Origin of the sequence: Sulfurimonas crateris, assembly GCF_005217605.1 — a bacterium.
Classification (GTDB): domain Bacteria; phylum Campylobacterota; class Campylobacteria; order Campylobacterales; family Sulfurimonadaceae; genus Sulfurimonas; species Sulfurimonas crateris.
In genome coordinates this window covers 110,078-129,565 of record NZ_SZPX01000002.1, presented here as the reverse complement: position 1 = coordinate 129,565, position 19,488 = coordinate 110,078, and the positions used below count along the sequence as shown (strand labels likewise).

25 protein-coding genes and 1 pseudogene are annotated in these 19,488 nt (G+C 39.7%); 11 read left to right on the top strand and 15 right to left on the bottom strand.

All coding sequences use genetic code 11. The features are described 5' to 3' along the window. Positions 1-3 precede the first annotated feature (3 nt). Both FCU45_RS03345 and FCU45_RS03340 read right to left on the bottom strand, forming a co-directional pair. Positions 4-336, bottom strand: a complete 333-nt coding sequence (locus FCU45_RS03345) for a hypothetical protein (protein WP_246032228.1) — start codon at positions 334-336, stop codon at positions 4-6. A gap of 84 nt (positions 337-420) precedes the next feature. Beyond that, positions 421-723 carry a DUF2018 family protein gene (locus FCU45_RS03340; RefSeq protein WP_137012267.1) on the bottom strand — a complete coding sequence of 101 codons (303 nt, stop codon included), beginning with the start codon at positions 721-723 and terminating at the stop codon, positions 421-423. A 65-nt stretch (positions 724-788) separates the two neighbouring features. Here FCU45_RS03340 and FCU45_RS03335 point away from each other — a divergent pair, with 65 nt between their 5' ends. Next, positions 789-1,946: an FAD-dependent oxidoreductase gene (locus FCU45_RS03335; protein WP_342776133.1), complete on the top strand. Its 1,158-nt coding sequence runs from the start codon at positions 789-791 to the stop codon at positions 1,944-1,946. Here the strand turns inward: FCU45_RS03335 and argB are convergent. Genes argB through FCU45_RS03315 form a run of 4 tightly spaced genes read right to left on the bottom strand, consistent with a single transcriptional unit; the run spans position 1,943 to position 5,651 of the window. Then, a complete protein-coding gene (argB, locus tag FCU45_RS03330; protein ID WP_137012265.1) occupies positions 1,943-2,794 on the bottom strand; it encodes an acetylglutamate kinase in 852 nt (283 codons plus the stop codon). The genes FCU45_RS03335 and argB overlap by 4 nt on opposite strands. Next, positions 2,778-3,701, bottom strand: a complete 924-nt coding sequence (locus FCU45_RS03325; RefSeq protein WP_137012263.1) for a tetraacyldisaccharide 4'-kinase — start codon at positions 3,699-3,701, stop codon at positions 2,778-2,780. Before FCU45_RS03325 ends, argB begins: the two co-directional genes overlap by 17 nt. Before the next feature lie 10 nt (positions 3,702-3,711). Next, positions 3,712-4,833, bottom strand: a complete 1,122-nt coding sequence (locus FCU45_RS03320) for a DegT/DnrJ/EryC1/StrS family aminotransferase (protein ID WP_137012261.1) — start codon at positions 4,831-4,833, stop codon at positions 3,712-3,714. An 11-nt stretch (positions 4,834-4,844) separates the two neighbouring features. Further along, the gene (locus FCU45_RS03315; RefSeq protein WP_137012260.1) at positions 4,845-5,651 is read right to left on the bottom strand and encodes an NAD+ synthase; all 807 of its coding nucleotides are present in this window, start codon (positions 5,649-5,651) and stop codon (positions 4,845-4,847) included. A gap of 126 nt (positions 5,652-5,777) precedes the next feature. On the opposite strand from FCU45_RS03315, the gene FCU45_RS03310 reads away from it, so the two are divergent. Beyond that, positions 5,778-6,371, top strand: coding sequence for an MBL fold metallo-hydrolase (locus tag FCU45_RS03310; protein ID WP_137012259.1), 594 nt, complete (start codon positions 5,778-5,780; stop codon positions 6,369-6,371). 8 nt (positions 6,372-6,379) lie between these two features. Here the strand turns inward: FCU45_RS03310 and FCU45_RS03305 are convergent, their stop codons facing one another. Continuing rightward, a complete protein-coding gene (locus tag FCU45_RS03305) occupies positions 6,380-6,892 on the bottom strand; it encodes a hotdog domain-containing protein (RefSeq protein WP_137012257.1) in 513 nt (170 codons plus the stop codon). Next, entirely contained in the window at positions 6,889-7,785 is an 897-nt protein-coding gene (gene cmoB, locus FCU45_RS03300) for a tRNA 5-methoxyuridine(34)/uridine 5-oxyacetic acid(34) synthase CmoB (protein ID WP_137012255.1), read from the bottom strand. The genes FCU45_RS03305 and cmoB overlap by 4 nt, the downstream gene beginning before the upstream one ends. A gap of 63 nt (positions 7,786-7,848) precedes the next feature. Here cmoB and FCU45_RS03295 point away from each other — a divergent pair, with 63 nt between their 5' ends. Next, positions 7,849-8,742: a cation diffusion facilitator family transporter gene (locus tag FCU45_RS03295; protein WP_137012253.1), complete on the top strand. Its 894-nt coding sequence runs from the start codon at positions 7,849-7,851 to the stop codon at positions 8,740-8,742. Here the strand turns inward: FCU45_RS03295 and FCU45_RS03290 are convergent. The 4 genes from FCU45_RS03290 to FCU45_RS03275 are packed head-to-tail and all read right to left on the bottom strand — an operon-like array spanning position 8,739 to position 12,502. Further along, positions 8,739-9,884: a DcaP family trimeric outer membrane transporter gene (locus FCU45_RS03290; RefSeq protein ID WP_137012251.1), complete on the bottom strand. Its 1,146-nt coding sequence runs from the start codon at positions 9,882-9,884 to the stop codon at positions 8,739-8,741. The two genes, FCU45_RS03295 and FCU45_RS03290, sit on opposite strands and share 4 nt — an antisense overlap. A 6-nt stretch (positions 9,885-9,890) precedes the next feature. Next, the gene (locus FCU45_RS03285; protein ID WP_137012249.1) at positions 9,891-10,361 is read right to left on the bottom strand and encodes a cytochrome c; all 471 of its coding nucleotides are present in this window, start codon (positions 10,359-10,361) and stop codon (positions 9,891-9,893) included. Continuing rightward, positions 10,351-11,919, bottom strand: coding sequence for a ribonuclease Y (gene rny / locus FCU45_RS03280; protein WP_137012247.1), 1,569 nt, complete (start codon positions 11,917-11,919; stop codon positions 10,351-10,353). Before rny ends, FCU45_RS03285 begins: the two co-directional genes overlap by 11 nt. Before the next feature lies 1 nt (position 11,920). Beyond that, complete coding sequence (locus FCU45_RS03275; protein WP_137012245.1) at positions 11,921-12,502, bottom strand: 5-formyltetrahydrofolate cyclo-ligase; 582 nt, start codon at positions 12,500-12,502, stop codon at positions 11,921-11,923. A 54-nt stretch (positions 12,503-12,556) separates the two neighbouring features. Between FCU45_RS03275 and FCU45_RS03270 the strand changes: the two genes are divergently transcribed. Both FCU45_RS03270 and ftsY read left to right on the top strand, forming a co-directional pair. Further along, on the top strand, positions 12,557-13,120 hold the full coding sequence (locus tag FCU45_RS03270; RefSeq protein WP_137012243.1) for a TlpA disulfide reductase family protein: 564 nt from the start codon (positions 12,557-12,559) through the stop codon (positions 13,118-13,120). Beyond that, complete coding sequence (gene ftsY / locus FCU45_RS03265) at positions 13,121-14,002, top strand: signal recognition particle-docking protein FtsY (protein WP_137012241.1); 882 nt, start codon at positions 13,121-13,123, stop codon at positions 14,000-14,002. Between the two features lie 2 nt (positions 14,003-14,004). Here the strand turns inward: ftsY and FCU45_RS03260 are convergent. Then, positions 14,005-14,502, bottom strand: a pseudogene (locus FCU45_RS03260) (methyl-accepting chemotaxis protein); the annotation flags it as partial. A gap of 96 nt (positions 14,503-14,598) precedes the next feature. Between FCU45_RS03260 and radA the strand changes: the two are divergent. From radA to acpS, 4 genes are all read left to right on the top strand, one after another. Beyond that, positions 14,599-15,945, top strand: a complete 1,347-nt coding sequence (radA, locus tag FCU45_RS03255; protein ID WP_137012239.1) for a DNA repair protein RadA — start codon at positions 14,599-14,601, stop codon at positions 15,943-15,945. Between the two features lie 75 nt (positions 15,946-16,020). Further along, positions 16,021-16,278 carry a hypothetical protein gene (locus tag FCU45_RS03250; RefSeq protein WP_137012237.1) on the top strand — a complete coding sequence of 86 codons (258 nt, stop codon included), beginning with the start codon at positions 16,021-16,023 and terminating at the stop codon, positions 16,276-16,278. Between the two features lie 66 nt (positions 16,279-16,344). Continuing rightward, positions 16,345-16,896 carry a flagellar basal body-associated protein FliL gene (gene fliL / locus FCU45_RS03245; RefSeq protein ID WP_137012235.1) on the top strand — a complete coding sequence of 184 codons (552 nt, stop codon included), beginning with the start codon at positions 16,345-16,347 and terminating at the stop codon, positions 16,894-16,896. Beyond that, entirely contained in the window at positions 16,897-17,262 is a 366-nt protein-coding gene (gene acpS / locus FCU45_RS03240; protein ID WP_137012233.1) for a holo-ACP synthase, read from the top strand. Here acpS and thiS read toward each other — a convergent pair. Beyond that, positions 17,239-17,439, bottom strand: coding sequence for a sulfur carrier protein ThiS (thiS, locus tag FCU45_RS03235; RefSeq protein WP_137012231.1), 201 nt, complete (start codon positions 17,437-17,439; stop codon positions 17,239-17,241). The genes acpS and thiS overlap by 24 nt on opposite strands. Positions 17,440-17,536: 97 nt before the next feature. Here thiS and FCU45_RS03230 point away from each other — a divergent pair, with 97 nt between their 5' ends. Further along, positions 17,537-18,286 carry a response regulator transcription factor gene (locus tag FCU45_RS03230; RefSeq protein ID WP_137012229.1) on the top strand — a complete coding sequence of 250 codons (750 nt, stop codon included), beginning with the start codon at positions 17,537-17,539 and terminating at the stop codon, positions 18,284-18,286. Here FCU45_RS03230 and FCU45_RS03225 read toward each other — a convergent pair. Then, positions 18,273-19,049, bottom strand: a complete 777-nt coding sequence (locus FCU45_RS03225; protein WP_137012227.1) for an inositol monophosphatase family protein — start codon at positions 19,047-19,049, stop codon at positions 18,273-18,275. The two genes, FCU45_RS03230 and FCU45_RS03225, sit on opposite strands and share 14 nt — an antisense overlap. A gap of 114 nt (positions 19,050-19,163) precedes the next feature. On the opposite strand from FCU45_RS03225, the gene FCU45_RS03220 reads away from it, so the two are divergent. Beyond that, positions 19,164-19,454 carry a sll1863 family stress response protein gene (locus FCU45_RS03220; protein WP_137012225.1) on the top strand — a complete coding sequence of 97 codons (291 nt, stop codon included), beginning with the start codon at positions 19,164-19,166 and terminating at the stop codon, positions 19,452-19,454. Positions 19,455-19,488: the final 34 nt, after the last annotated feature.

Here is a 19,488-nt window from a genome sequence, read left to right as displayed (position 1 = left end):
TCTTTAGCCGTTATTTAGATCTTCAAGTACTATCTGCCCTTTATCATCCGATAAAAAGATTTCAAATAGTGCCTTATTTGATTTTTGGTCAAACTCTTTAAATTTAACCAACATATAGGGCGTATTGTAAAAATCTGCGCCTCTCGTCTTTAACTCAACTCTGAAACTTCGGTTTTTATGTCTTAAATAGAGTACATTTTGAGCAACAATTCTGTCATATTCTCTAAAAACTACCAATCCACCGTTTTTATAGAGTGTCCATCTAAATTTAAATATTTTCTCTTTGTTGTCATATTTTACAAGAATTTTCTTTTGCTCATCTTTTTTGAGTGACATTTCTCTGCTTTGTGCAAAATTATTTGCAAAAATGAAACTAAAACTAAAGAGCAAGAGAGTAAATAGTCGTAAAACTGTTTTCAACTATTCACTCTTTGATAAAATTGAACCCATCATCTCAATATATAAGTTTTTTGCAAAATCATCAACTTCGTCTCTTCTAGAGAGAATGAAAGAGCGTATCTCTTTTTCTATCTCATCACCGTCATCGCTGAATTTATCGCCGCACTTCTCTCTTATCATCATCTCCATTGCAGCCGCTCTGTCGATAAAGTTCTCTAACTCGTATCTTACTACATCATTATTAGCATGAAAAATGATATCCATCAACTTGCTCTTTGGTGAGCCTGTTAATAGATCATCTTCATCTTCAAAAAGTCCATACATTGTTTTACATCCTAATTTTATTTCCGCGATTATAACATCACAAAAACAATATAAACTTGAATATTATGTATAATTCTAAAATGAAAATATATGACTTCTTAATAATCGGAGCCGGAAGTGCGGGATGCAGCATGGCCTATTTTTTACAAAAAGAGAACAAAAGCATCGCGCTCATAGATAGGGAGGGGATTGCGGGAGGAGCGAGCGGGGCTGCAGGAGCATTTCTCTCACCCCTGCCGGGTAAGAAAAACCCCTATAACTCTTTGGTAAACGCGGCACTTGATTACTCTTTGGATTTTTATGAAAAACTGCTGCCTAGTGCAGTTGATAAAAAAGGAGTTCTTAGGGTTGCGGACACTAATTTTGATGAAGAGAAATTATCAAAAAACAGTATAAGGTGTGAATACTTAAGCAGTGAAAAACTCCACTATATTTCAAAAAACTTTATGGAGATTGATGGTTACTTTTATGAGAATGCGGCAGTTGTAGAGCCTGTTCAGATCTGCCGTGAACTTACAAAAGAGTCTGATTTTTACAAAAGAGATGTCAAGGAGCTTCATTTCAAAGATGGCATCTACACCATAGATGAGATAAAAGCTAAAAACATCATCTTGGCTCAAGGAGTCGGCAGCTCATTAGTAGAGATCCCATATATGAAAATATCGCCTATTTTCGGGCTTAGAGTAGATGTCAAGACAACAACGAAAGTTCCTTTTAATATCCATAAATCCATATCCGTCTCAACAAACAAACATGACGGCACCCTCTCAATCGGAGCAACGCAACAGAGGCATGATGATGAGAAGATAGAGTGTCTGACAACATGTGACAAGTGCGCTTATTATCTAGAGAGTGACGAGATGCAGACAGCAACTCTTTTAAAGCAGGCAGAGGAACTTATAAAACTCGAAGATCTAGAGGTTGTAAAAATATATAAGGGTGCCAGAGCTACTATTAAAAGCTACTTTCCTCTAATCGGCAAAGTTGTCAATTATGAGAGCAGCCTTAAAAAATACCCTTCCATCAAAAACGGAACAAAGATCCCGCCTGAGATGTTAGAATACTATCCAAATATGTATGTTATAAATGCATTGGGTTCAAGAGGGTTTGTTTACGGTCCTTATCTGGCAAAAATATTAGCTCAAAATATTTTATATAATGAGCCGATACCAAAAGAGGTCTCTACCGAGAAACTCTTCTATAAAGCGGCTAGAAAAGACTAGAGAACTATCTGCGTTCCCACACCTGCAGATGTAAAAAGTTCCAAAAGAAGAGAGTGCTCTATTCTTCCATCAATGATGTGAGCTTTATGCACACCGCCCTCCACTGCTTCAAGACATGCATCCACTTTTGGAACCATGCCGCCATGGATTGTTCCATCTGCCTTCAATGCCTCTACTTCGTCTTTGTTTAGAGTACTTAAAAGCTTTTTGTCTTTGTTCAGCACTCCTGCGGTATCGGTTAAAAATATGATTTTATTCGCACCTATGGCTTTGGCAACATAGGATGCACATAAATCCGCGTTAATATTAAAACCTGGGTGTCCCATCTCTCCGCCGTCTGCTATTGGAGCAATCACGGGGATAAACTTTTCTGCAATGAGATTTGTGATGACATCGGCATCTACGTTTGTTATATTTCCAGTGAGTCCCCATTTAGCGAAATCTTTTGCGCGAGCGCTTATAAACTTCGCATCTTTTCCGCTGATTCCGATCGCTTTTGCGCCATGAGAGTTTAGAAGTGAAACTATCTCTTTGTTTATCTCTCCGCTTAGAACCATCTCGACAATGCGCATTACCTCTTTTGAAGTTACCCGCTGCCCGTCTATAAATTTAGGAATGATACTAAGCGCATCCAACATCTCATTTATCTGTCTGCCGCCGCCATGAACGATAACAGGCTTAATACCTACTAGATACATAAGTAGAACATCTTGCGCGAATCTCTCTTTAAGCTGCGAGGACTCCTGTGCTGAACCGCCGTATTTAATGACCACTATCTCTTTATTGAACTCTTTTATAAACGGCAGGGCTTCAAGAAGCGTCTGAACTGTTTCAATCTTTTTTTGCATTACCAAATTTCCTATAATCATCTACTTTTTTAAAAATATTTTCATCGACTTCCAGATACATATCCAGCAGTGAAAGCTTTAAACCGAACTGCTCCAGTTTTACGAAATCTTTGTATGTCACCAAAATAGAGTCTGCTTTGTCTCTTTGAAGAATATCAAAAACCTCACTTTTTGTAAATGCGTGATGATCTTCAAAGTAGTTTTTGCTGATAACATCAGGCAGATAACTATCAAGTCGCTCAGGTCTCGCTATGGCAGTTAAAAGCGACATTTTATCACTTTTATTTTTAAGTTCAACCACTCTTTTAAAATCTACTCCCTCTTTTACGACAAGAGCCTCTTTTTTACTCCAGAGTCTCTCTCTAAATGGACCAGATGGCAGACAAGATAAATTTTTGCTCTCTACATCTATTACTATATCAAGTTTTTTTATCTCATGTTTTGAGTAGGCATCATCTAAAAAGACTACTCTAGCACCCATTTCTTTGGCCTTTAGTATCCCCTTTTTTCTATCTTCGCTTACAATTACGATCGCCTTTGAAATCTTGTGCGCATATATCATCGCTTCATCGCCGCTCACGGCCACATCGCATAATATCTCTTCGCCGCTGCTTACCACAACAAGACCGCTGCTCTCTCTCCCATAGCCTCTGAGCACAACTGCCGCATCTTCATATCTTGATGCAAGAGCTGTTACAAGCGGAGTTTTGCCGCTTCCGCCGACACTCAGGTTTCCGATCCCGATAACATCTACGCCAAGATCTTCGCTCTTTTTGCTTTTAAAGCACAAGAACATAACAAAACAGTAGACCCAGCTAAGCGGAAGAAGTAAAAGAGAGAGAACTCTTTGAGAGGGGTTTGGGTTGTAGAAGTACTCCTCAACCCAAAAGATTATCTTTTTTTTCAATTTTTTGCTTTTAAACTCTTGTCGATGCTACCGCTTTTATCTTCTCGATCACGTACTGCACCTCTTTATTTTCCATACTTGCATAGATAGGAAGTGACATAACCTGCTGATAAGTTGTGAGTGCTACGGGAAAATTATTCACTTTTAGCGAGTATTTGTTCTTGTAGTATGTCAAAAAGTGAAGCGGAATGTAGTGAAGTCCGACCTCAACGCCCTGCTTTTTAAGTTCAAGCGCGAATGAATCCCTGTTTTTATCTACTTTGATGATATATAAAGAGTAAGGGTGGTCATCGCTTTTAGGCTTAGGAATAGTGACATGCTCCACTCCATCAAGAGCCTTATTGTACATCTGAGCTATCTCTTGAATCCTTTGAAGGTTCTTATCCTGCTCTTTTATCTGTGCTCTAATATATGCGGCACTAAGCTGACTCATAGAGTAGTCAAACCCGATGTCCACAACGTCATAGATATACTCTAAAGAGTCCTCATCTCTCTTCATAGCGTGTGAGCGAAGCAGTTTTGCGCGCTCTATGATCTCAGAAGAGTTTGAAACAAGCATACCGCCGTTACAGATATCTCTTTTTAGATGAGAAGAGAAGTTAAAGCAGGTAATATCAGCTCCCGTTGAGCCGATCCTCTCACCTTTGTAAGTAGCTCCTAAAGCCTCGCAGGCATCCTCTACTATCTTTACGTCAAATCTCTTTGCCATTGCGTAAAGTCTCTCCAGATCGACACACTGTCCTGCAATATGCGTGACAATAACGGCTTTTAATTTTTTCGCGCTGTTATCTTCTAGATATTTCTCTAATTTGTCAAGATTAATATTATAACTCTCAGGGTCAATATCTATAAAAATAGGTTCTGCATCAAAATGACGCACGACTTCCGGAACGTTAGGGTGTGCATTTACGGAACATACTATCTTGTCGCCTCTTTTTAAATCGAGCGCCAGCATAGCCAGGTGCAGAGCCGAGGTACCGTGTGAGGTCGCCAATGCATAATCAACGCCTACATATGAAGCAAATTCACTCTCAAGCTCCTCTACCTGACTTATATCCTCTTGGTCCAAAACATCACTCACGTTTGAGTGTGCTTCTCTACTGCTCTCATATCTACAAAATGCGACTTTCATTCTCTCATCCTTCATAGTGTTATATCTCTTGGGTAATTAAAATCATGGTTTATTGTTCTAGATGTCAACTTGGCAATAAGGGGCATTTTTCTCTTAAACTGGTTTCTAAAGATACGCCCAACGATCATATCGAACATACTCTCGTCACACCCTCTTTTGACAATCTCTTCTTTGCTTAATCTATCTTCAACGTAATACTTAAGCGCCTCATCAAGCTTAGCGTAACTGTAACCCAGATCGGCTTCATCACTCTGTCCGTCCCATAGATCGGCTGAGGGAGCTTTTTGTATGATACTTCTAGTTACGCCCAGATGCTCTGCAAGCTCATATATCTCGCTCTTATAAAGATCACCTATAGGATTTAGCGCGCTTGCCAAATCGCCGTACAGCGTTCCATATCCAAGCATAAGCTCACTTTTATTGCTAGTTCCTAAGACCAATGCATTATGCTTTGCAGAGATATCAAAAAGGGTGCTCATTCTAAGCCTTGCGGAGAGATTTCCGCGTCTTAGATTGTCCATATCTAGATTTAACTCTTCATACGCCTTTAACATCGGCTCTATCGAGACTGTTATGGAGTTTAGTTTAAAATCACGACAGAGTTCATCGGCATCGTCTAAAGAGCTTTGTGAAGAGTAGTGAGAAGGCATTTTTACGCATAAAAGATTATCACCGAATACTCTCTGGGCAAGAACGGCAACGACTGCTGAGTCTATACCGCCGCTAAGTCCTAAAACAACGTTTTGCATCCCTGTCTTACGAACTTCATCGTCCAAAAAATATTGCAGATACTCCGATATGAGATCATACTTTCCCATCACCAACCTTTAAAGAAGTTTAACAAAAAATATTATATCAAACTTTAGTAACTATATGTGCAAAAACACTCTATAGATATATTTATATTTACTAGGTTACAATTGCCCTAAAAAAAGAGTTGTGTAATGAAGATAAAAGCAAAAGCAATGGGAGAGTACCAGACAAACTGCTACATAGTCACCGTTGATGAGATGGACTTTATAATCGACCCGGGCATCGGTGCCGTAGAGTGGGTTATGCAGAATGTGACCAATCCTGTAGCAATTTTAAATACTCACGGACATTTTGACCATGTCTGGAGCAATGAAGAGCTGCAAAAGAGATTAAAAGTTCCGCTATATACTCCAAAAGAGGATGTGATGCTTCTTCAAGGCTCCAGCTGGAGTCCCGACCTGCCGCCCTCAAAACCGGATGTAGAGGTAGAGCCGAATCAGGAGTTTGGTTTTAACGGAGTTAAAGTAAAGTTTCGTCACTTTCCCGGGCATACACCTGGATGTTCTACGATTGAGATTGGAGATGCTATGTTTAGCGGTGACTTTATATTTGAACGCTCTATCGGGCGAACAGATTTTCCATACTCCTCACCTCAGCAGATGAGAGAGTCTCTTGGAGAATTTAAAAAGATCCCTTATGACAAAACCATATATCCGGGACACGGAAACACGACTACGATAAAACAGGAGCAGCAATACAGTGACTACTGGATAGCCAATCTATAAACGGCACTCTAGTTGTGCTCGTTGTGGTACTCCTCCTCTTCTGCATCTTCTTCTGTAAGTTTTAGCTTTAGCACGTGTCTATCCGTCACAACTGTCTTAAACTCACCGTCAAAGACCTTGATGTCCAAAACATTGCCTGTAACACGTACGTTTCTTTTTCTGCCCTCTTTATGGCGTACTTTAGCAGTAAAATTAACTATATCGCCAAATTTTACGGGAGAGAGAAACTGGCAGTTGCTTGCCACTAAAACAACGTTTCTCTCATTAACCGCTGCCATAGCGGCATAATCCGCAGCACCGAAAATAAATCCGCCGTGTATCAATCCCTTAGAGTCTGCAATCATATCATGAGTGGTTACAAGTTTTAATTTTACATACCCTATATCCATCTTCTCGATCTCTCCGCAGAGATCACGGTTGATCTCCTCGTGAGTCTTTAGCATCACGTCATCTTTGGCTCTGTAATCTTCTACTTCAAGCTCTTCGTTATCTTCAAAATCTTTATCTTCTCTATCGCTCATTTGCAATCCTTGGTTAATTTTACATATACTCTAGCAGGAGCGGGATACCCCTCTATGGTCTTTGTGCTGTCATCTTTATCTAAAAAATCTTCCAGCGACTGCCCCTCTATCCATGAGGTCTTTCTCTGTTCATCACTGCCTGTCACGGTTTTCTCCAACACTTCAAAACCGCTAAATCCAGCTCTTGTGCACCAGTTTTTTAATGCTTTTACAGTAGGCACGAAATAGATATTTGGTATCTTGGAGTATGAGGACTCTGGACACAGGCACATATCATCATCCCCCTCTATATAAAAGGTATCAAGTATCACCTCACCCTGCTTATCAAGCCCCCTGTAGAGGGACTTTAACATAGCAATTGGATCGCTTCTGTGATAAAGAACCCCTAAACAAAAAATAGTATCAAACTTCTCTTCATAAAACTCTAGGTGTTCAACCCCTAAAAGTTCGTAGACAATAGCGCTTTTAACAAAGTGATTTATAAAATCGAACTGCGTCTTATAAAGCGGCGAAGGATCAAAGCCTACAAGCGATTTTGGAGAGTCCTCCTGCATCCTAAAAAGATAATATCCATTGTTACACCCTATATCGGCAACTCTCTTATCTTTTAAATTAAAATGTTTGCGCAGCAGATTGTATTTCAGGTTGCTTCTCCACTCGGAGTCTATATATGTGTCAAATATTTCAAACGGTCCCTTTCTCCATGGCATCATCATTCGTGCCACTCTCTCTATCCCTGAGAGGTCTGAGTAATTGCCGCTTATTTTCACCGCATCTCCCAGCTCTACACTCCATGAGCCATCCTCTAAACTATCAAGAGCTTCGCGAAGCGGTGCTATATTTTTCCAGAGCATCCACTTCTGTCGCTCTTCTCTTAATACATCTATGTTCATCTTATACTTTATCTTAAAAAAATTTAATTATAATTGTATCAAAAGATAGCTATAAGGAATTTTATGAGACTCGAAAAGAAAGCTACGGTCGTCTCGACAAGTGTAGCGGCCGTGCTTGTACTAATGAAGATGACTGTGGGAATATTTAGCGGTTCTATTGCTGTGTTAGCATCTGCAATTGATTCGCTTCTTGACCTGATAGTATCGCTTTTTAACTACTTTGCCCTAAATAGTGCGGAGAAAGACCCTGACGACAAGTTTCATTTCGGGCGCAGTAAGATAGAGCCTTTAGCCGCAGTTATAGAGGGGTTTGTCATCTCCTTTTCGGCACTCTTTATATTTTATGAAGCGATTTCAAAAATTGTAAGCTACAAACCTATGGAGTACATTGGAACGAGTGTTACCGTTATGGTCGCATCCTTTGTTATAACTGCATTTCTTGTCGCTTTTTTAAACTATGTCGCAAAAAAAACGAAAAATATGGTCATCAAAGCGGATGCGCTTCACTACAAAACAGACCTCTTCTCAAACGGTGCCATCCTGCTGGCACTGCTGCTTATATCATATACAGGCGAGCATCTTATAGACCCGATACTTGGTATGGGTATAGCTATTTACATGATCTACTCGGCTGCTCCGATCATAAAAGAGGGGATGTTAATGCTGCTCGATGCTGCTCCCGCACCCGAAGATGTGGCAAAAATAGAAGCGCTTTTAGATGTTCAAAAAGATATAAACGGCTACCATGACCTAAAAACAAGAGAGTCGGGTTCCCATATATTTATCTCTGTTCACGTAGTCTTTAATGTCAGCATATCGCTCTACGACGCACATCTTATCTCAGATAGACTTGAAGCCAAGCTTCGTGAACTATTTAATGACAAACATGTACATATTCTTATACATATGGACCCTTATGACGATTCGGAGATGAATGTTATCGAGGACGGTTACTAAAAATCATAGCGCAATACAAGATTAAAAAAGTTTGTACTGCCGCTCTCCCTACTCTCTACCTCTCTCTTTGCCCAAGCGTACTCTATGCCAGTTAAGAGATTTTTAACAGGTACCCAAAGAAGATTTATCTGTGTGCCGTAACTCTCTTTTGTGACCTTATCAAGCCCCGTTTGCAAAACATCTAAGTTGTTATCGGCACCGATGTAAGAAAAAGCGATCGTAGAGCGAAGATCATGGCTCCACCAGTGACGATATCCAAGATGTCCTCCATAAACAGGGGTAAGGGATATCTTTCCCTCTGAGTCTATTACTCCTTCGCTAAAAGCGCCGTATGCTACATAACGCCCGCTCCCCTCTCCGTAATGCAGATTAAAGCGGATATCATCCATTGCGAATGTCTTAAGTCGCCCTGACAGGTTGATTCCATAGCCGTATTTGGAATCTTTGGTATCATATATTGATGAGTTATGGGTAATCTTGCGCGATAAAAATGCAATGCCTACCTCTCCCCACACTGGGTAGTATCTTGAACGCAAAATTAGATCAAAAAGCAGCTCATCTTTTGTTATGATCTTTGAGCTGCTACTATCTAAAAGCGTTGTTTTAGGGTCCTCCAGAGAGATGTCAAATGCAAACATGTCTTTATCGTAGGTGTATCGGAGAAGAAATTGACGCACAAAAGTGTCATCCATCGGGTAGGAGATGGTATCGAGTGCCGAAACGGAGTTAAAAGTAGAGTTTGTCTGACCAAATCCAAAACTCCCAAGCTCTACAAAGGCGTGTCTTAGACGGGGATAGTAGTCGTTTTTATCGGCTTTGCCGTCTTTCGTGCCCAGAAAATCTATCTCCAGCGTGGTGCGCAGTATGCCCTGCTCTGTCGGAGTTCTCGTTTTTGTCCAGAGTCTGCTCTCGCGGGCATTTGCATAGATATCTTTGCCCTTTTCTTTACTATCAAGGGCTATTTTTCCTGCAAAATATGTTGATTGATCAGAGGTAAAAATGGTACTTAGATGGGCTCTTCCGCCAACGCTGAAAATCGTCTTGGATAGTATGTTACCGGATGTCGTGTTTTTATCTTCAATATCTCCAAGGAGAAGCGTAGTAAACAGAAGAAGAGAGCAAAAAAGACGTAAAATAGTCATAATAAATTAGGGATTTTTCCTAAACTGCTTATGACAAGAGTTACATGAGGTCTTTATATCTTCCATCTTTTTCGTTAATAGTTCAAACTCATAATTTTGAGCCAAGAGGTACAACTCATTTGCATCTTGATTGAGGTTCTTTGCATATCTTTTATAATCATCAAAATCACCAGGTGTCAAATCGCTGCCCAAATCACCTTTTGGCATATTTTCAATTTCTGCCGAAAGTTTTTTGAGCGTATCTGCAAGGGTAAAAACATACCTCTTACGCATCTTGTCTCTCTCAAGCTCGCTTTTTTGGCGCTCATAAACCACTAAGTCAAGTTCTCTCATCAAGATGCGAAGTTTTTCGCTCTGTATCATATGTTTTAGAGCAGGTTTGCTACTCTGCTCTTTTAGAGAACATCCGCTGAAGAGAAAAAGTGCTATAGCACAGCAGATCATAGCTCCAAAAGCGTAAAACTTTCTATTTTGCAAACTCTACAGCCCTGCTCTCTCTGATTACATTGACTTTTATCTCACCCGGATACTGAACCTTCTCCTCTATCTCTTTGGCGATCTCTTTTGCCATCAAAACAGATTCGTCGTCATTTACCAAAGAGGCATTGACTATGACTCTTACCTCACGCCCTGCATTGATAGCGTAAGCCTGTTTTACACCCGTATGCTCGGATGCTATCTCCTCTATCTCAGTCACTCTCTTTAAGAAGCTCTCTAAAACCTCTCTTCTAGCGCCGGGTCTTGCTGCCGATAGGGCATCAGCTGCACAGACCGCACCGCACTCTATGGAGTTTATCTCTTCATAGCCGTGATGAGCATAAATAGCATTTATAACTACACTGTGCTCGCTGTAGCGGTTACAGATAGCAACTCCAAGATCGACATGATTTCCGTCATTGTCATGCGTAAGAGCCTTTCCTATGTCATGCAGTAGTCCCGCTCTTTTTGCAAGTTTTACGTCTCCGCCCATCTCAGCCGTCATAATTCCTGCGAGATGTGCCACTTCAAGAGTATGTGCCAACGCATTTTGTCCGTAACTTGCACGATAACGAAGCTTGCCTATCAGTTTTACAAGTTCTGGATGCATTACACCGATATCTAGCTCTGCCAGTATCTCCTCGCCCTCGTTTAAGATCTCTGACTCAAAATCATCGCAAACTTTAGTGAATATCTCCTCTATGCGAGCCGGCTGTATACGCCCATCTTCTATGAGAAGTTCTATGGTTTTTGTAGCAATAGCACGTCTGTAGAGATTAAAACTGCTAAGCATGATCGCGTTTGGAGTATCATCGATAATAATATCAACACCCAAAAGAGTCTCAAGGGTTTTAATATTTCTGCCCTCTTTTCCTATAATGCGCCCTTTTAGCTCATCATCTGAGAGGTGGACAATATTTGTAAGTCTCTCTGCGGCAAACTCGCCGGCATACCTGCTTGTAGCCTGAGCCAATATATAGTTTGCTCTTTTCTTAGCCTCGGTTTTTGCCTCATTTTCATAACGTCTTACGATGTGGGCTATCTCGGCTCGCGACTTCTCTTCAACTTTTTCAAGCAAAACCGCTTTTGCTTCATCTTTTGTCATTCCTGCACAATGCTCTATGGCATTTAGCGCCTCGTCTATCTTCTCTTCGTATCTTTTTTTTAGTGAGTTTAGAGATTTTTCATTTCTTTTTAAATCAACTTGCTTAGATTTTAAAATAGCCACTTCATCCTGAAGTCTTCTCTCTTCGTTATGTTTGTAGCGTTTAAAATTCTGCTCTTTTTTTACAATATCCTCTTCTCTTTGATAGAGGTCGGCTTTTGCCTTCTCTTTGGCACTCTCATAAAGCTTTGTAGCTTCGAGCTCTATCTCTTGAGATTTTATATTGGCTTTGTATAAAAGCATCTGCGCCTCATTCTCGATCGCGCCTGCTTGAGCTTTAGCTTTTTCGACATATATGTCAAAATTAGCATTAGTAATTTTTTTAGAGATGAAAAATCCAATAAGCCCACTAACAGAGGCGATTGAACCTCCAATTAGTATCTCATTTAACATTTTATTTCCTATTTATAGCCATATTTTTATTTTGCACGGTAATATTTGGCGTGATGATTAAATCACATGTGATGTCGTACTCATCACAGATCAACTCTTTTGTGTAACAAAATTCTGATTGTATAAAAATTGTGTACGGTCTCTTTTTTAACTTTGCAAAGAAACGATCATACATCCCTTTTCCAAAACCAACTCTTTGTAAATTTCCATCTACGCCAACAACGGGCACTATGGCTATATCAACTTTTTTAATATCTCTTAAACTTTTTCCCGCTTCATAAATACCAAACTTTTTTTTCTTCAGCGGTAATCTAAATGGTACCATCTTAAAACTTTCGCCTTCCATAAATGGAACAAAAATATCACATTTTTTTCTCAATTTTTCAATTGATTTAGCTGTGTTCGCCTCAAAGGGAAGAGAAGTATAAAAAAGTATCTTTAAATTTTTTAAATTTTTAAACCTGCCGAGCTCTTTAAGCAACTTTGCATCTATTTTTGCATTTTTATAAAATCTGTTGTGAAAAGGAGAGCTTTTAATTTTTTCTAGACAATTTCGTCTAAAAATTGCTTTTGTAAGAGGCATATAAAATCTTTATGGCTATAATTTCGCTCATTTTACTAAAAACAAGGTAAGCAAATGTTTAAAAAATATATTTTAGTTATTTCAGTTATTTCAGCAGCAATACTTTTTCAAGGCTGTTCAGGCAACGAAGATAAAAAAAGCAGTGCAAATGAGATGATAGCGGCAAAAGAGTATGTTCTAACCGGTCTGGATAAAAAACAGTACATCGTTAAAAAAGATGGAAAAGGCTTTAGGCTCGATGGAGCTGAAAGCAAAATAGTCATATTTGATATATTTGCAACCTGGTGTCCTCCATGCCGTGCTGCCGCTTCTCACCTAAGTTCACTTCAGGAAAAATACAAAGATGATCTGATTATTATAGGCATAACTATTGAGGATAATATTGCAGATGCAAAACTTCAAGAGTTTGCACAGACCTACGGAGCTAAGTATCTTTTGGTCAATTCCGATCAAAACCGCCGTCTTGTAAACGAACTTGTGCTGGAGCTGGAGCTTGGAGAGAGATTCCCAATCCCTACGATGGCGATGTATAAAGATGCAAAACTTATCAACTACTATGTCGGTGCGACGGAGGAAGAGTTTATTGACAGCGACATAAGAAATGCTTTAGGCAACTAAATGTTCGGCTTTATAAAAAAATCTCTCTCTAAAACTGCAGATGCATTAAAATCCGTAGTTCCAAAGAAGAAAGTATCCTTTAGCAAAGATGAGCTTGAGGATATTTTACTCGAAGCAGATATCGAGTATGAACTTGTAGAGATAATACTTCGCGAGATATATCAAGATAAAGTCACACGCGACATTCTGCGCTCAAAACTGCTTGCTACCCTAGCCTACACATCTTACGAGGAGCCAAAGTTCACTCCTCCTTTTGTCGAGCTGATAGTCGGTGTAAACGGTGCGGGAAAAACGACCACAATCTCTAAACTTGCGGCTCGCTATAAGAGTGAGGGCAAAAAAGTGATCCTCGGAGCGGGAGATACTTTTAGAGCCGCTGCAATAGAGCAGCTTACTCTCTGGGCAAAAAAACTAGACATTCCTATCATCGCCTCAAAACAAGGACATGACAGCTCTGCGGTTGCTTACGACACGATAGACTCTGCAAAATCAAGAGAGCTTGACAACGTCATCATAGATACTGCTGGAAGACTTCACACCCAGACAAATCTTGCAAACGAACTCAAAAAAATAGCTAGGATATGTGACAAAGCACACAGCGGCGCACCTCACAGAACTGTTCTTATCATCGACGGCACGCAAGGCAACTCAGCGATAGCTCAAGCAAAAGCTTTTAACGAGATGATAGGGATTGACGGCATAATAATTACTAAGCTTGACGGAACCGCAAAAGGCGGAAGCATCTTCAGCATCGCTTACGCGCTCGAGCTCCCTATACTATACGTTGGAACAGGCGAGCAGCCCGAAAATCTTACTCCGTTTGACAAGTATGAGTTCGTAGACGGACTCTTAGATGCTATCTTCGTTGAAGAAGAGAGTTAATCTTACGTCCTAAACGTCTCCAACTTAGCATGAAGCTCATCTGTCATAGAGTTTAGATGCTCAGCAGCAGCTGCTATCTCTTCGACATTTCTTGCATTTTTAGATGATATCTCATTTATCTCTGAGACTTGAGATACTATAAACTCAACATCTCTTCCCGTCTTCTCAAAGTCGTTTACTGTTTTATCACTTGCTCTTACCGCATCTTTTACAATTCCTACACTCTCATTGATCTTAACTTCAACATCGGTTGCATTTTCAGAGAGCTTTTGAATATCTTCAGAGTTAGAGTTCATCTGTGTACTTACATCCACAATAGATTGGACAATGACATTTATTGTCGCATTTATCTCAGTCAAGCTTCTTTGAGTTCTCTCTGCAAGTTTTCTTACTTCATCTGCCACAACCGCAAATCCTCTTCCATGTTCACCTGCACGTGCTGCTTCTATAGCGGCATTGAGTGCAAGCAGGTTTGTCTGGTCTGCAATGTCTGAGATTATCTTAGATTACGCACAATATGACAATTTGCAATATTTTACTCTCTCTTATAATTTGAAGTGTATAATTCCTCAAATACCTCAATAAGGCTAAAAAATATGTCCAAAAAAAAGATTCTCTTTGAGTGCCAGCACTGCGGACTTACAACTCCAAGATGGATGGGCAAATGCACGAACTGCGGAGCTTGGGACTCATTTATAGAACTTAATGAACATCAGCAAGAGGTCGCAAAACAGACAAAATCAGCTTCCGGCTCATCTGCAAAAGCGCAAAGTATCAATGAGATAAAAGAGGAGGAGATATACAGGTTCAGCTCTAAAAATGCAGAGCTTGACATGGTTCTGGGAGGAGGCGTTGTTCCCGGTTCTCTCACACTTATCGGAGGAAGTCCAGGTGTCGGAAAATCAACTCTACTTCTAAAAGTGGGCGGAGATATAGCTTCAAGCGGGAAGAATGTGCTTTACGTAACAGGAGAGGAGTCTGCAGGACAGATAAAACTTCGTGCGAACAGGCTCAGCGCAAATCATGACTCGCTCTATCTTCTAAGCGAGATAAGACTTGAGCAGGTACTAGTCGAGCTTGAGCATAGAGATTATGACTTTTTGATAATCGACTCCATTCAGACGCTCTACTCTGAAAATATATCATCAGCTCCCGGCTCTGTCACTCAGGTAAGACAAATAACTTTTGAGCTGATGCGCATTGCAAAAGATAAAAATATAGCGATCTTTATCATAGGGCATATAACAAAAGAGGGATCGATCGCAGGACCGAGAGTTTTAGAACATATGGTAGATACGGTTCTCTATTTTGAGGGCGACTCGTCGCAAGAGCTGAGAATCCTTAGGGGGTTCAAAAACCGTTTCGGACCGACAAGCGAAATAGGAGTCTTTGAGATGCGCGGTGACGGACTTGTTTCTGCCACAGACGTGGCATCACGTTTTTTTAACCGTAACTCAGAGCAGGCAGGCTCTGCTTTGACGGTCATCATGGAAGGATCACGCCCTATCATACTTGAAGTTCAGGCACTTGTCTCAGAGTCTCATACGGCAAACTCAAAAAGACAGGCAACAGGTTTTGATACAAATAGACTCAATATGCTACTAGCACTCTTAGAGAGAAAACTCGAAATCCCTCTCTCTGGTTATGACGTATTTATAAATATCACGGGCGGCATAAAGATAAGCGAGACTTCGGCTGATTTGGCAATTTTGGCGGCGATCATCAGCAGTTTTAGAAACCGCGCCATCTCAAAACAGACCGTTTTCATTGGTGAGGTCTCTCTTGTAGGAGATGTCAGAGATGTCTACGGAATGGATGTTAGACTAAGAGAAGCAAGTATGCAAAATATCTCAAAAGCGCTGGTCTCCAAAAAACCACTTGAGAAGTCAAATATTAAAACATTTGTTGTCGATGAAGTTACAAAACTGCTTGAGTGGTACTGATTGTTTATATATTAAAATCTGTTTTAACCTATTCATTGTATAATCTAAAAAATTAAATAAGGAAACTACTAAAATATGGACGCTAAAGTAAGAAGTGAAGAGAAATTTGCAAAGTTATCAATCGCATACGAGGGAAAAGATGAAGGAAAGCTGGTCTGTTCAACGATTGATGAGATAACTTCCAAATACAAAACAAAGCCTGAGACATATACATGTACCATATCAAACAAAAAAGAAGTTGTTGTAATTGAATACCATGATGACATAGATCGTCAGGCAGGACCTATATTTGAAGAGATCATAAAAGCTCTGAATATAACAATTTGTGATTAATAGCAGTTGCTTATAAAATAATATTATTTTTGATATACTAGCAAAATAAAAAATCAAGGAAGAACTATGGCTGATGAAGAGAGCAGAGAAGATAGCAGAGAGGAAAAGAAGAAGTCCAATAAACTGTTAATGATAATAATCATTGCTGTTTTGGTGCTTATTATTATCGGCGGTGCAATAGTAACCGTTCTTTTGTTAAGTGATGACGATAAATCACAAAATGTACAACAAGCCGCTCCTCAAGTTCAGCAGCAAAACACTTCATACAGAGCAGTTAGAGACTCTGATGAAGGGGTTTCTAGAAAACTAAGCGAGATCGGCATCTTGTATCCGCTTGATACTTTTACCGTAAACCTAAAGAGCGATGCAGGCCGCCGCTACTTAAAAGCTACTATTTCACTAGAGCTTGATGGAAAACAGCTGAGCATTGAGCTTGATAACAAGTCTCCAGTTATTAGAGACAGAATTATCAGAATCTTAACATCCAAGACACTAGAAGAGATATCTTCTAAAAAAGGGAAGCAGAAGGTCTCCGAGCAAATCGTAGACACACTAAACTCGATGATAACAGACGGAAGCGTAAAAAGCGTATATTTTACAGAGTTCGTCATACAGTAGATGATAGGCATAGACCTCATAAAAACATCTCGCATGAGAGAGTTGATGGAGCGTTTTAACAATAAGGCTCTAAAGAGGTTTCTCTGCGAAGAAGAGATCGGACTTGTAAAGAACTACAAGACCGCATCGGGCTTTTGGGCTGCTAAAGAGGCTTGTTCAAAAGCTCTTGGTGTCGGAATAGGTTCAGAGTGCGGTTTTCACGATATGATTATATACAAAACTAAAAACGGAGCTCCAAGCCTGAAGCTCTCGGAAAAACTTTTAAAGAACTTTAATATAAATGATGTTAGTCTCTCCATAACTCACGACGGGGAGTATGCCATTGCAGTAGTAGCTATAGAATCAGCCCCCACCGACAAAGTCTAGCAACTCCAGCTTATCCATATCTTTTAAAACGCGGCTATCCCACTCATTTTGCTTCACTATCTCCATATTTACGGCTGCAGCCATAACCTTACCGTCTAGATTCAGCTCTTCAATAACTCTCTTTAAAGTTACGTTTTGGCCGAACTCTTTTGTGTCACCGTTAATTATAAGTTTCATTTATTCTCTTTTCTTAAAATAATATCTTATTTTCTTGAACATTCTGTAAAATAAAAGATATAATTATTTTATCAAAAAAACGCAAAAAGTGGTTAACATGCTAAATTCTAAAGAGTTATTAACACATACAAAGGGTTTGTCTATCCTCTTCGCTGAGGATCATGATGATTTGAGAGACAATACGAGAGAGATTTTAAAGACATTTTTCAGTCAGGCGCACAGCGCAACAAATGGTGAAGAAGCCATCAGAAAGTACAAAGAGTTCTATCTAAAAGAGTCTAAGTACTATGACATCATTCTCTCAGACATTCAGATGCCGCGTGTTAACGGTGTTGAACTTGTAGAGAGTATCTACAACATCAATCCAGATCAGATAGTGATAATAGTATCTGCTTATGACGATACTAAATATCTGCTCCCTTTAATCAATCTCGGCATAGAGCAGTTCATCAAAAAACCTATAGACTACCAAGATCTGTTGAAGGTCCTTTTAAACGCGTCTAAAAAGTTAAACGCAGCAAACACAAAAGAGGTTGTGAACAAACACCCATCAATCGTAAAGCTAAATGGCTCATGTACTTTCAACAAAGATACAAACATACTTCTTGTAAACGGGGAAATGGTAACATTGACAAAGTACGAGATCATATTTTTGCAGCTTCTTAGCGATAAGATAGGTATGATACACTCAAACGAAGATATAACAAGTCACTACAGTGATCTTAATGAAAACCTGGATATTGTAAACATAAGAAAGCTTGTATCAAAGCTTAGGAAGAAACTTCCTGAAAACTCTATTGAGAGCATATACGCGGTTGGTTACAGAATGGTGCCTACCCAATATTAATATTTTTCAGCAGTTCGTTATGAACAAGGGCGTTAGAGCTTAAGATAATATGCTCGCCAAGAGCATACTCTTCACCTTTTTCGTTTGACACTTTTCCGTGCGCCTCTTCTACTATCAACACACCTGCCGCCACATCCCACGGTTTCAGATTGCATTCATAGTACGCCTCGAACTTTCCGCATGCAACATAGCACAAGTCTATTGCCGCAGAGCCGGTTCTGCGTATATCTCTTGTTATGGGGAGCATATTTGCCATCGTACGAAGCACCCACTCGTAATCTTCTCCCTTTGTAACTTTAGTATAAGGAAATCCCGTGACAATCAGCGACTGCTGAAAATCATGCTGTTTTGAGACAAAGATCCGCTTATCGTTCAAGTATGCACCGCCGCCGCGCTCCGCGCTGAAACACTCATCTAAAACAGGGTTATAAACAACTCCCGCAACAGCTCTGCCCTCTTCCCAGACACCGACGGAAATAGCACAAAAAGGCAAGGAGTGAATGAAGTTCGTAGTGCCGTCAATCGGGTCAATGTATATCGCTTTTTTAGGATACGTGATCTCTTTTGTGCTCTCTTCTCCGATTATCTCAAAGTCAGGAAATGCCTCTTGCAAACTTTTGCTCAAACGCTTCTCTATAGCTACGTCATACTCGGTCACAAGATCAACAGTGCCTTTGTACTGCACATTTTTATCTGCGTGATAACCTTGTAAAAAAAGCTCGCGACACTCCATAACGATGTTTATAAGTTTTTCTCTAATCATGATGCAATTGTAACATCTTGTATAAAAAAACTTAATATAAATAGTAGTAATAAAATATTTTTTTTAAGAGAGTTGCTATATAATTAAGGTAACTCAATAAAAAGATGAAAAGTCATGAAAAAAGATGAAATGATCGAAGAGGCAAAAAAACAGTTAGTTAAGTTCCAAAAAGAGATAGATGAGCTTAGAGAAGCAAGTTCACATCTAACTCAAGAAGGTAAAAAAAAGTTTGACATAGGCGCTAAAGAGTTAGAATCTCTCTATAAAGATGCGCACGAAAAATTTGACGCTCTTTCAAGCAAGGCAGAAGAGAACTTCAAAGAGGCAAAAGAGTTTGCAGAGTTAACAAGCAAAGCACTAAAACACTCTTTTAACTACTTTATGTCGCATTATAAAAAGAAGTAGTAGAAAGAAACCAAGATAATTAATAGTTTATTTT

Excerpts from the sequence above, each read along its gene's own strand:
- FCU45_RS03345 (WP_246032228.1), bottom strand. The coding sequence starts at position 336 with ATGTCACTCAAAAAAGATGAGCAAAAGAAAATTCTTGTAAAATATGAC.
- FCU45_RS03340 (WP_137012267.1), bottom strand. The coding sequence starts at position 723 with ATGTATGGACTTTTTGAAGATGAAGATGATCTATTAACAGGCTCACCA.
- FCU45_RS03335 (WP_342776133.1), top strand. The coding sequence starts at position 789 with ATGTATAATTCTAAAATGAAAATATATGACTTCTTAATAATCGGAGCC.
- argB (WP_137012265.1), bottom strand. The coding sequence starts at position 2,794 with ATGCAAAAAAAGATTGAAACAGTTCAGACGCTTCTTGAAGCCCTGCCG.
- FCU45_RS03320 (WP_137012261.1), bottom strand. The coding sequence starts at position 4,833 with ATGAAAGTCGCATTTTGTAGATATGAGAGCAGTAGAGAAGCACACTCA.
- FCU45_RS03315 (WP_137012260.1), bottom strand. The coding sequence starts at position 5,651 with ATGGGAAAGTATGATCTCATATCGGAGTATCTGCAATATTTTTTGGAC.
- FCU45_RS03310 (WP_137012259.1), top strand. The coding sequence starts at position 5,778 with ATGAAGATAAAAGCAAAAGCAATGGGAGAGTACCAGACAAACTGCTAC.
- FCU45_RS03305 (WP_137012257.1), bottom strand. The coding sequence starts at position 6,892 with ATGAGCGATAGAGAAGATAAAGATTTTGAAGATAACGAAGAGCTTGAA.
- cmoB (WP_137012255.1), bottom strand. The coding sequence starts at position 7,785 with ATGAACATAGATGTATTAAGAGAAGAGCGACAGAAGTGGATGCTCTGG.
- FCU45_RS03295 (WP_137012253.1), top strand. The coding sequence starts at position 7,849 with ATGAGACTCGAAAAGAAAGCTACGGTCGTCTCGACAAGTGTAGCGGCC.
- FCU45_RS03290 (WP_137012251.1), bottom strand. The coding sequence starts at position 9,884 with ATGACTATTTTACGTCTTTTTTGCTCTCTTCTTCTGTTTACTACGCTT.
- rny (WP_137012247.1), bottom strand. The coding sequence starts at position 11,919 with ATGTTAAATGAGATACTAATTGGAGGTTCAATCGCCTCTGTTAGTGGG.
- FCU45_RS03275 (WP_137012245.1), bottom strand. The coding sequence starts at position 12,502 with ATGCCTCTTACAAAAGCAATTTTTAGACGAAATTGTCTAGAAAAAATT.
- FCU45_RS03270 (WP_137012243.1), top strand. The coding sequence starts at position 12,557 with ATGTTTAAAAAATATATTTTAGTTATTTCAGTTATTTCAGCAGCAATA.
- ftsY (WP_137012241.1), top strand. The coding sequence starts at position 13,121 with ATGTTCGGCTTTATAAAAAAATCTCTCTCTAAAACTGCAGATGCATTA.
- radA (WP_137012239.1), top strand. The coding sequence starts at position 14,599 with ATGTCCAAAAAAAAGATTCTCTTTGAGTGCCAGCACTGCGGACTTACA.
- FCU45_RS03250 (WP_137012237.1), top strand. The coding sequence starts at position 16,021 with ATGGACGCTAAAGTAAGAAGTGAAGAGAAATTTGCAAAGTTATCAATC.
- fliL (WP_137012235.1), top strand. The coding sequence starts at position 16,345 with ATGGCTGATGAAGAGAGCAGAGAAGATAGCAGAGAGGAAAAGAAGAAG.
- acpS (WP_137012233.1), top strand. The coding sequence starts at position 16,897 with ATGATAGGCATAGACCTCATAAAAACATCTCGCATGAGAGAGTTGATG.
- thiS (WP_137012231.1), bottom strand. The coding sequence starts at position 17,439 with ATGAAACTTATAATTAACGGTGACACAAAAGAGTTCGGCCAAAACGTA.
- FCU45_RS03230 (WP_137012229.1), top strand. The coding sequence starts at position 17,537 with ATGCTAAATTCTAAAGAGTTATTAACACATACAAAGGGTTTGTCTATC.
- FCU45_RS03225 (WP_137012227.1), bottom strand. The coding sequence starts at position 19,049 with ATGATTAGAGAAAAACTTATAAACATCGTTATGGAGTGTCGCGAGCTT.
- FCU45_RS03220 (WP_137012225.1), top strand. The coding sequence starts at position 19,164 with ATGAAAAAAGATGAAATGATCGAAGAGGCAAAAAAACAGTTAGTTAAG.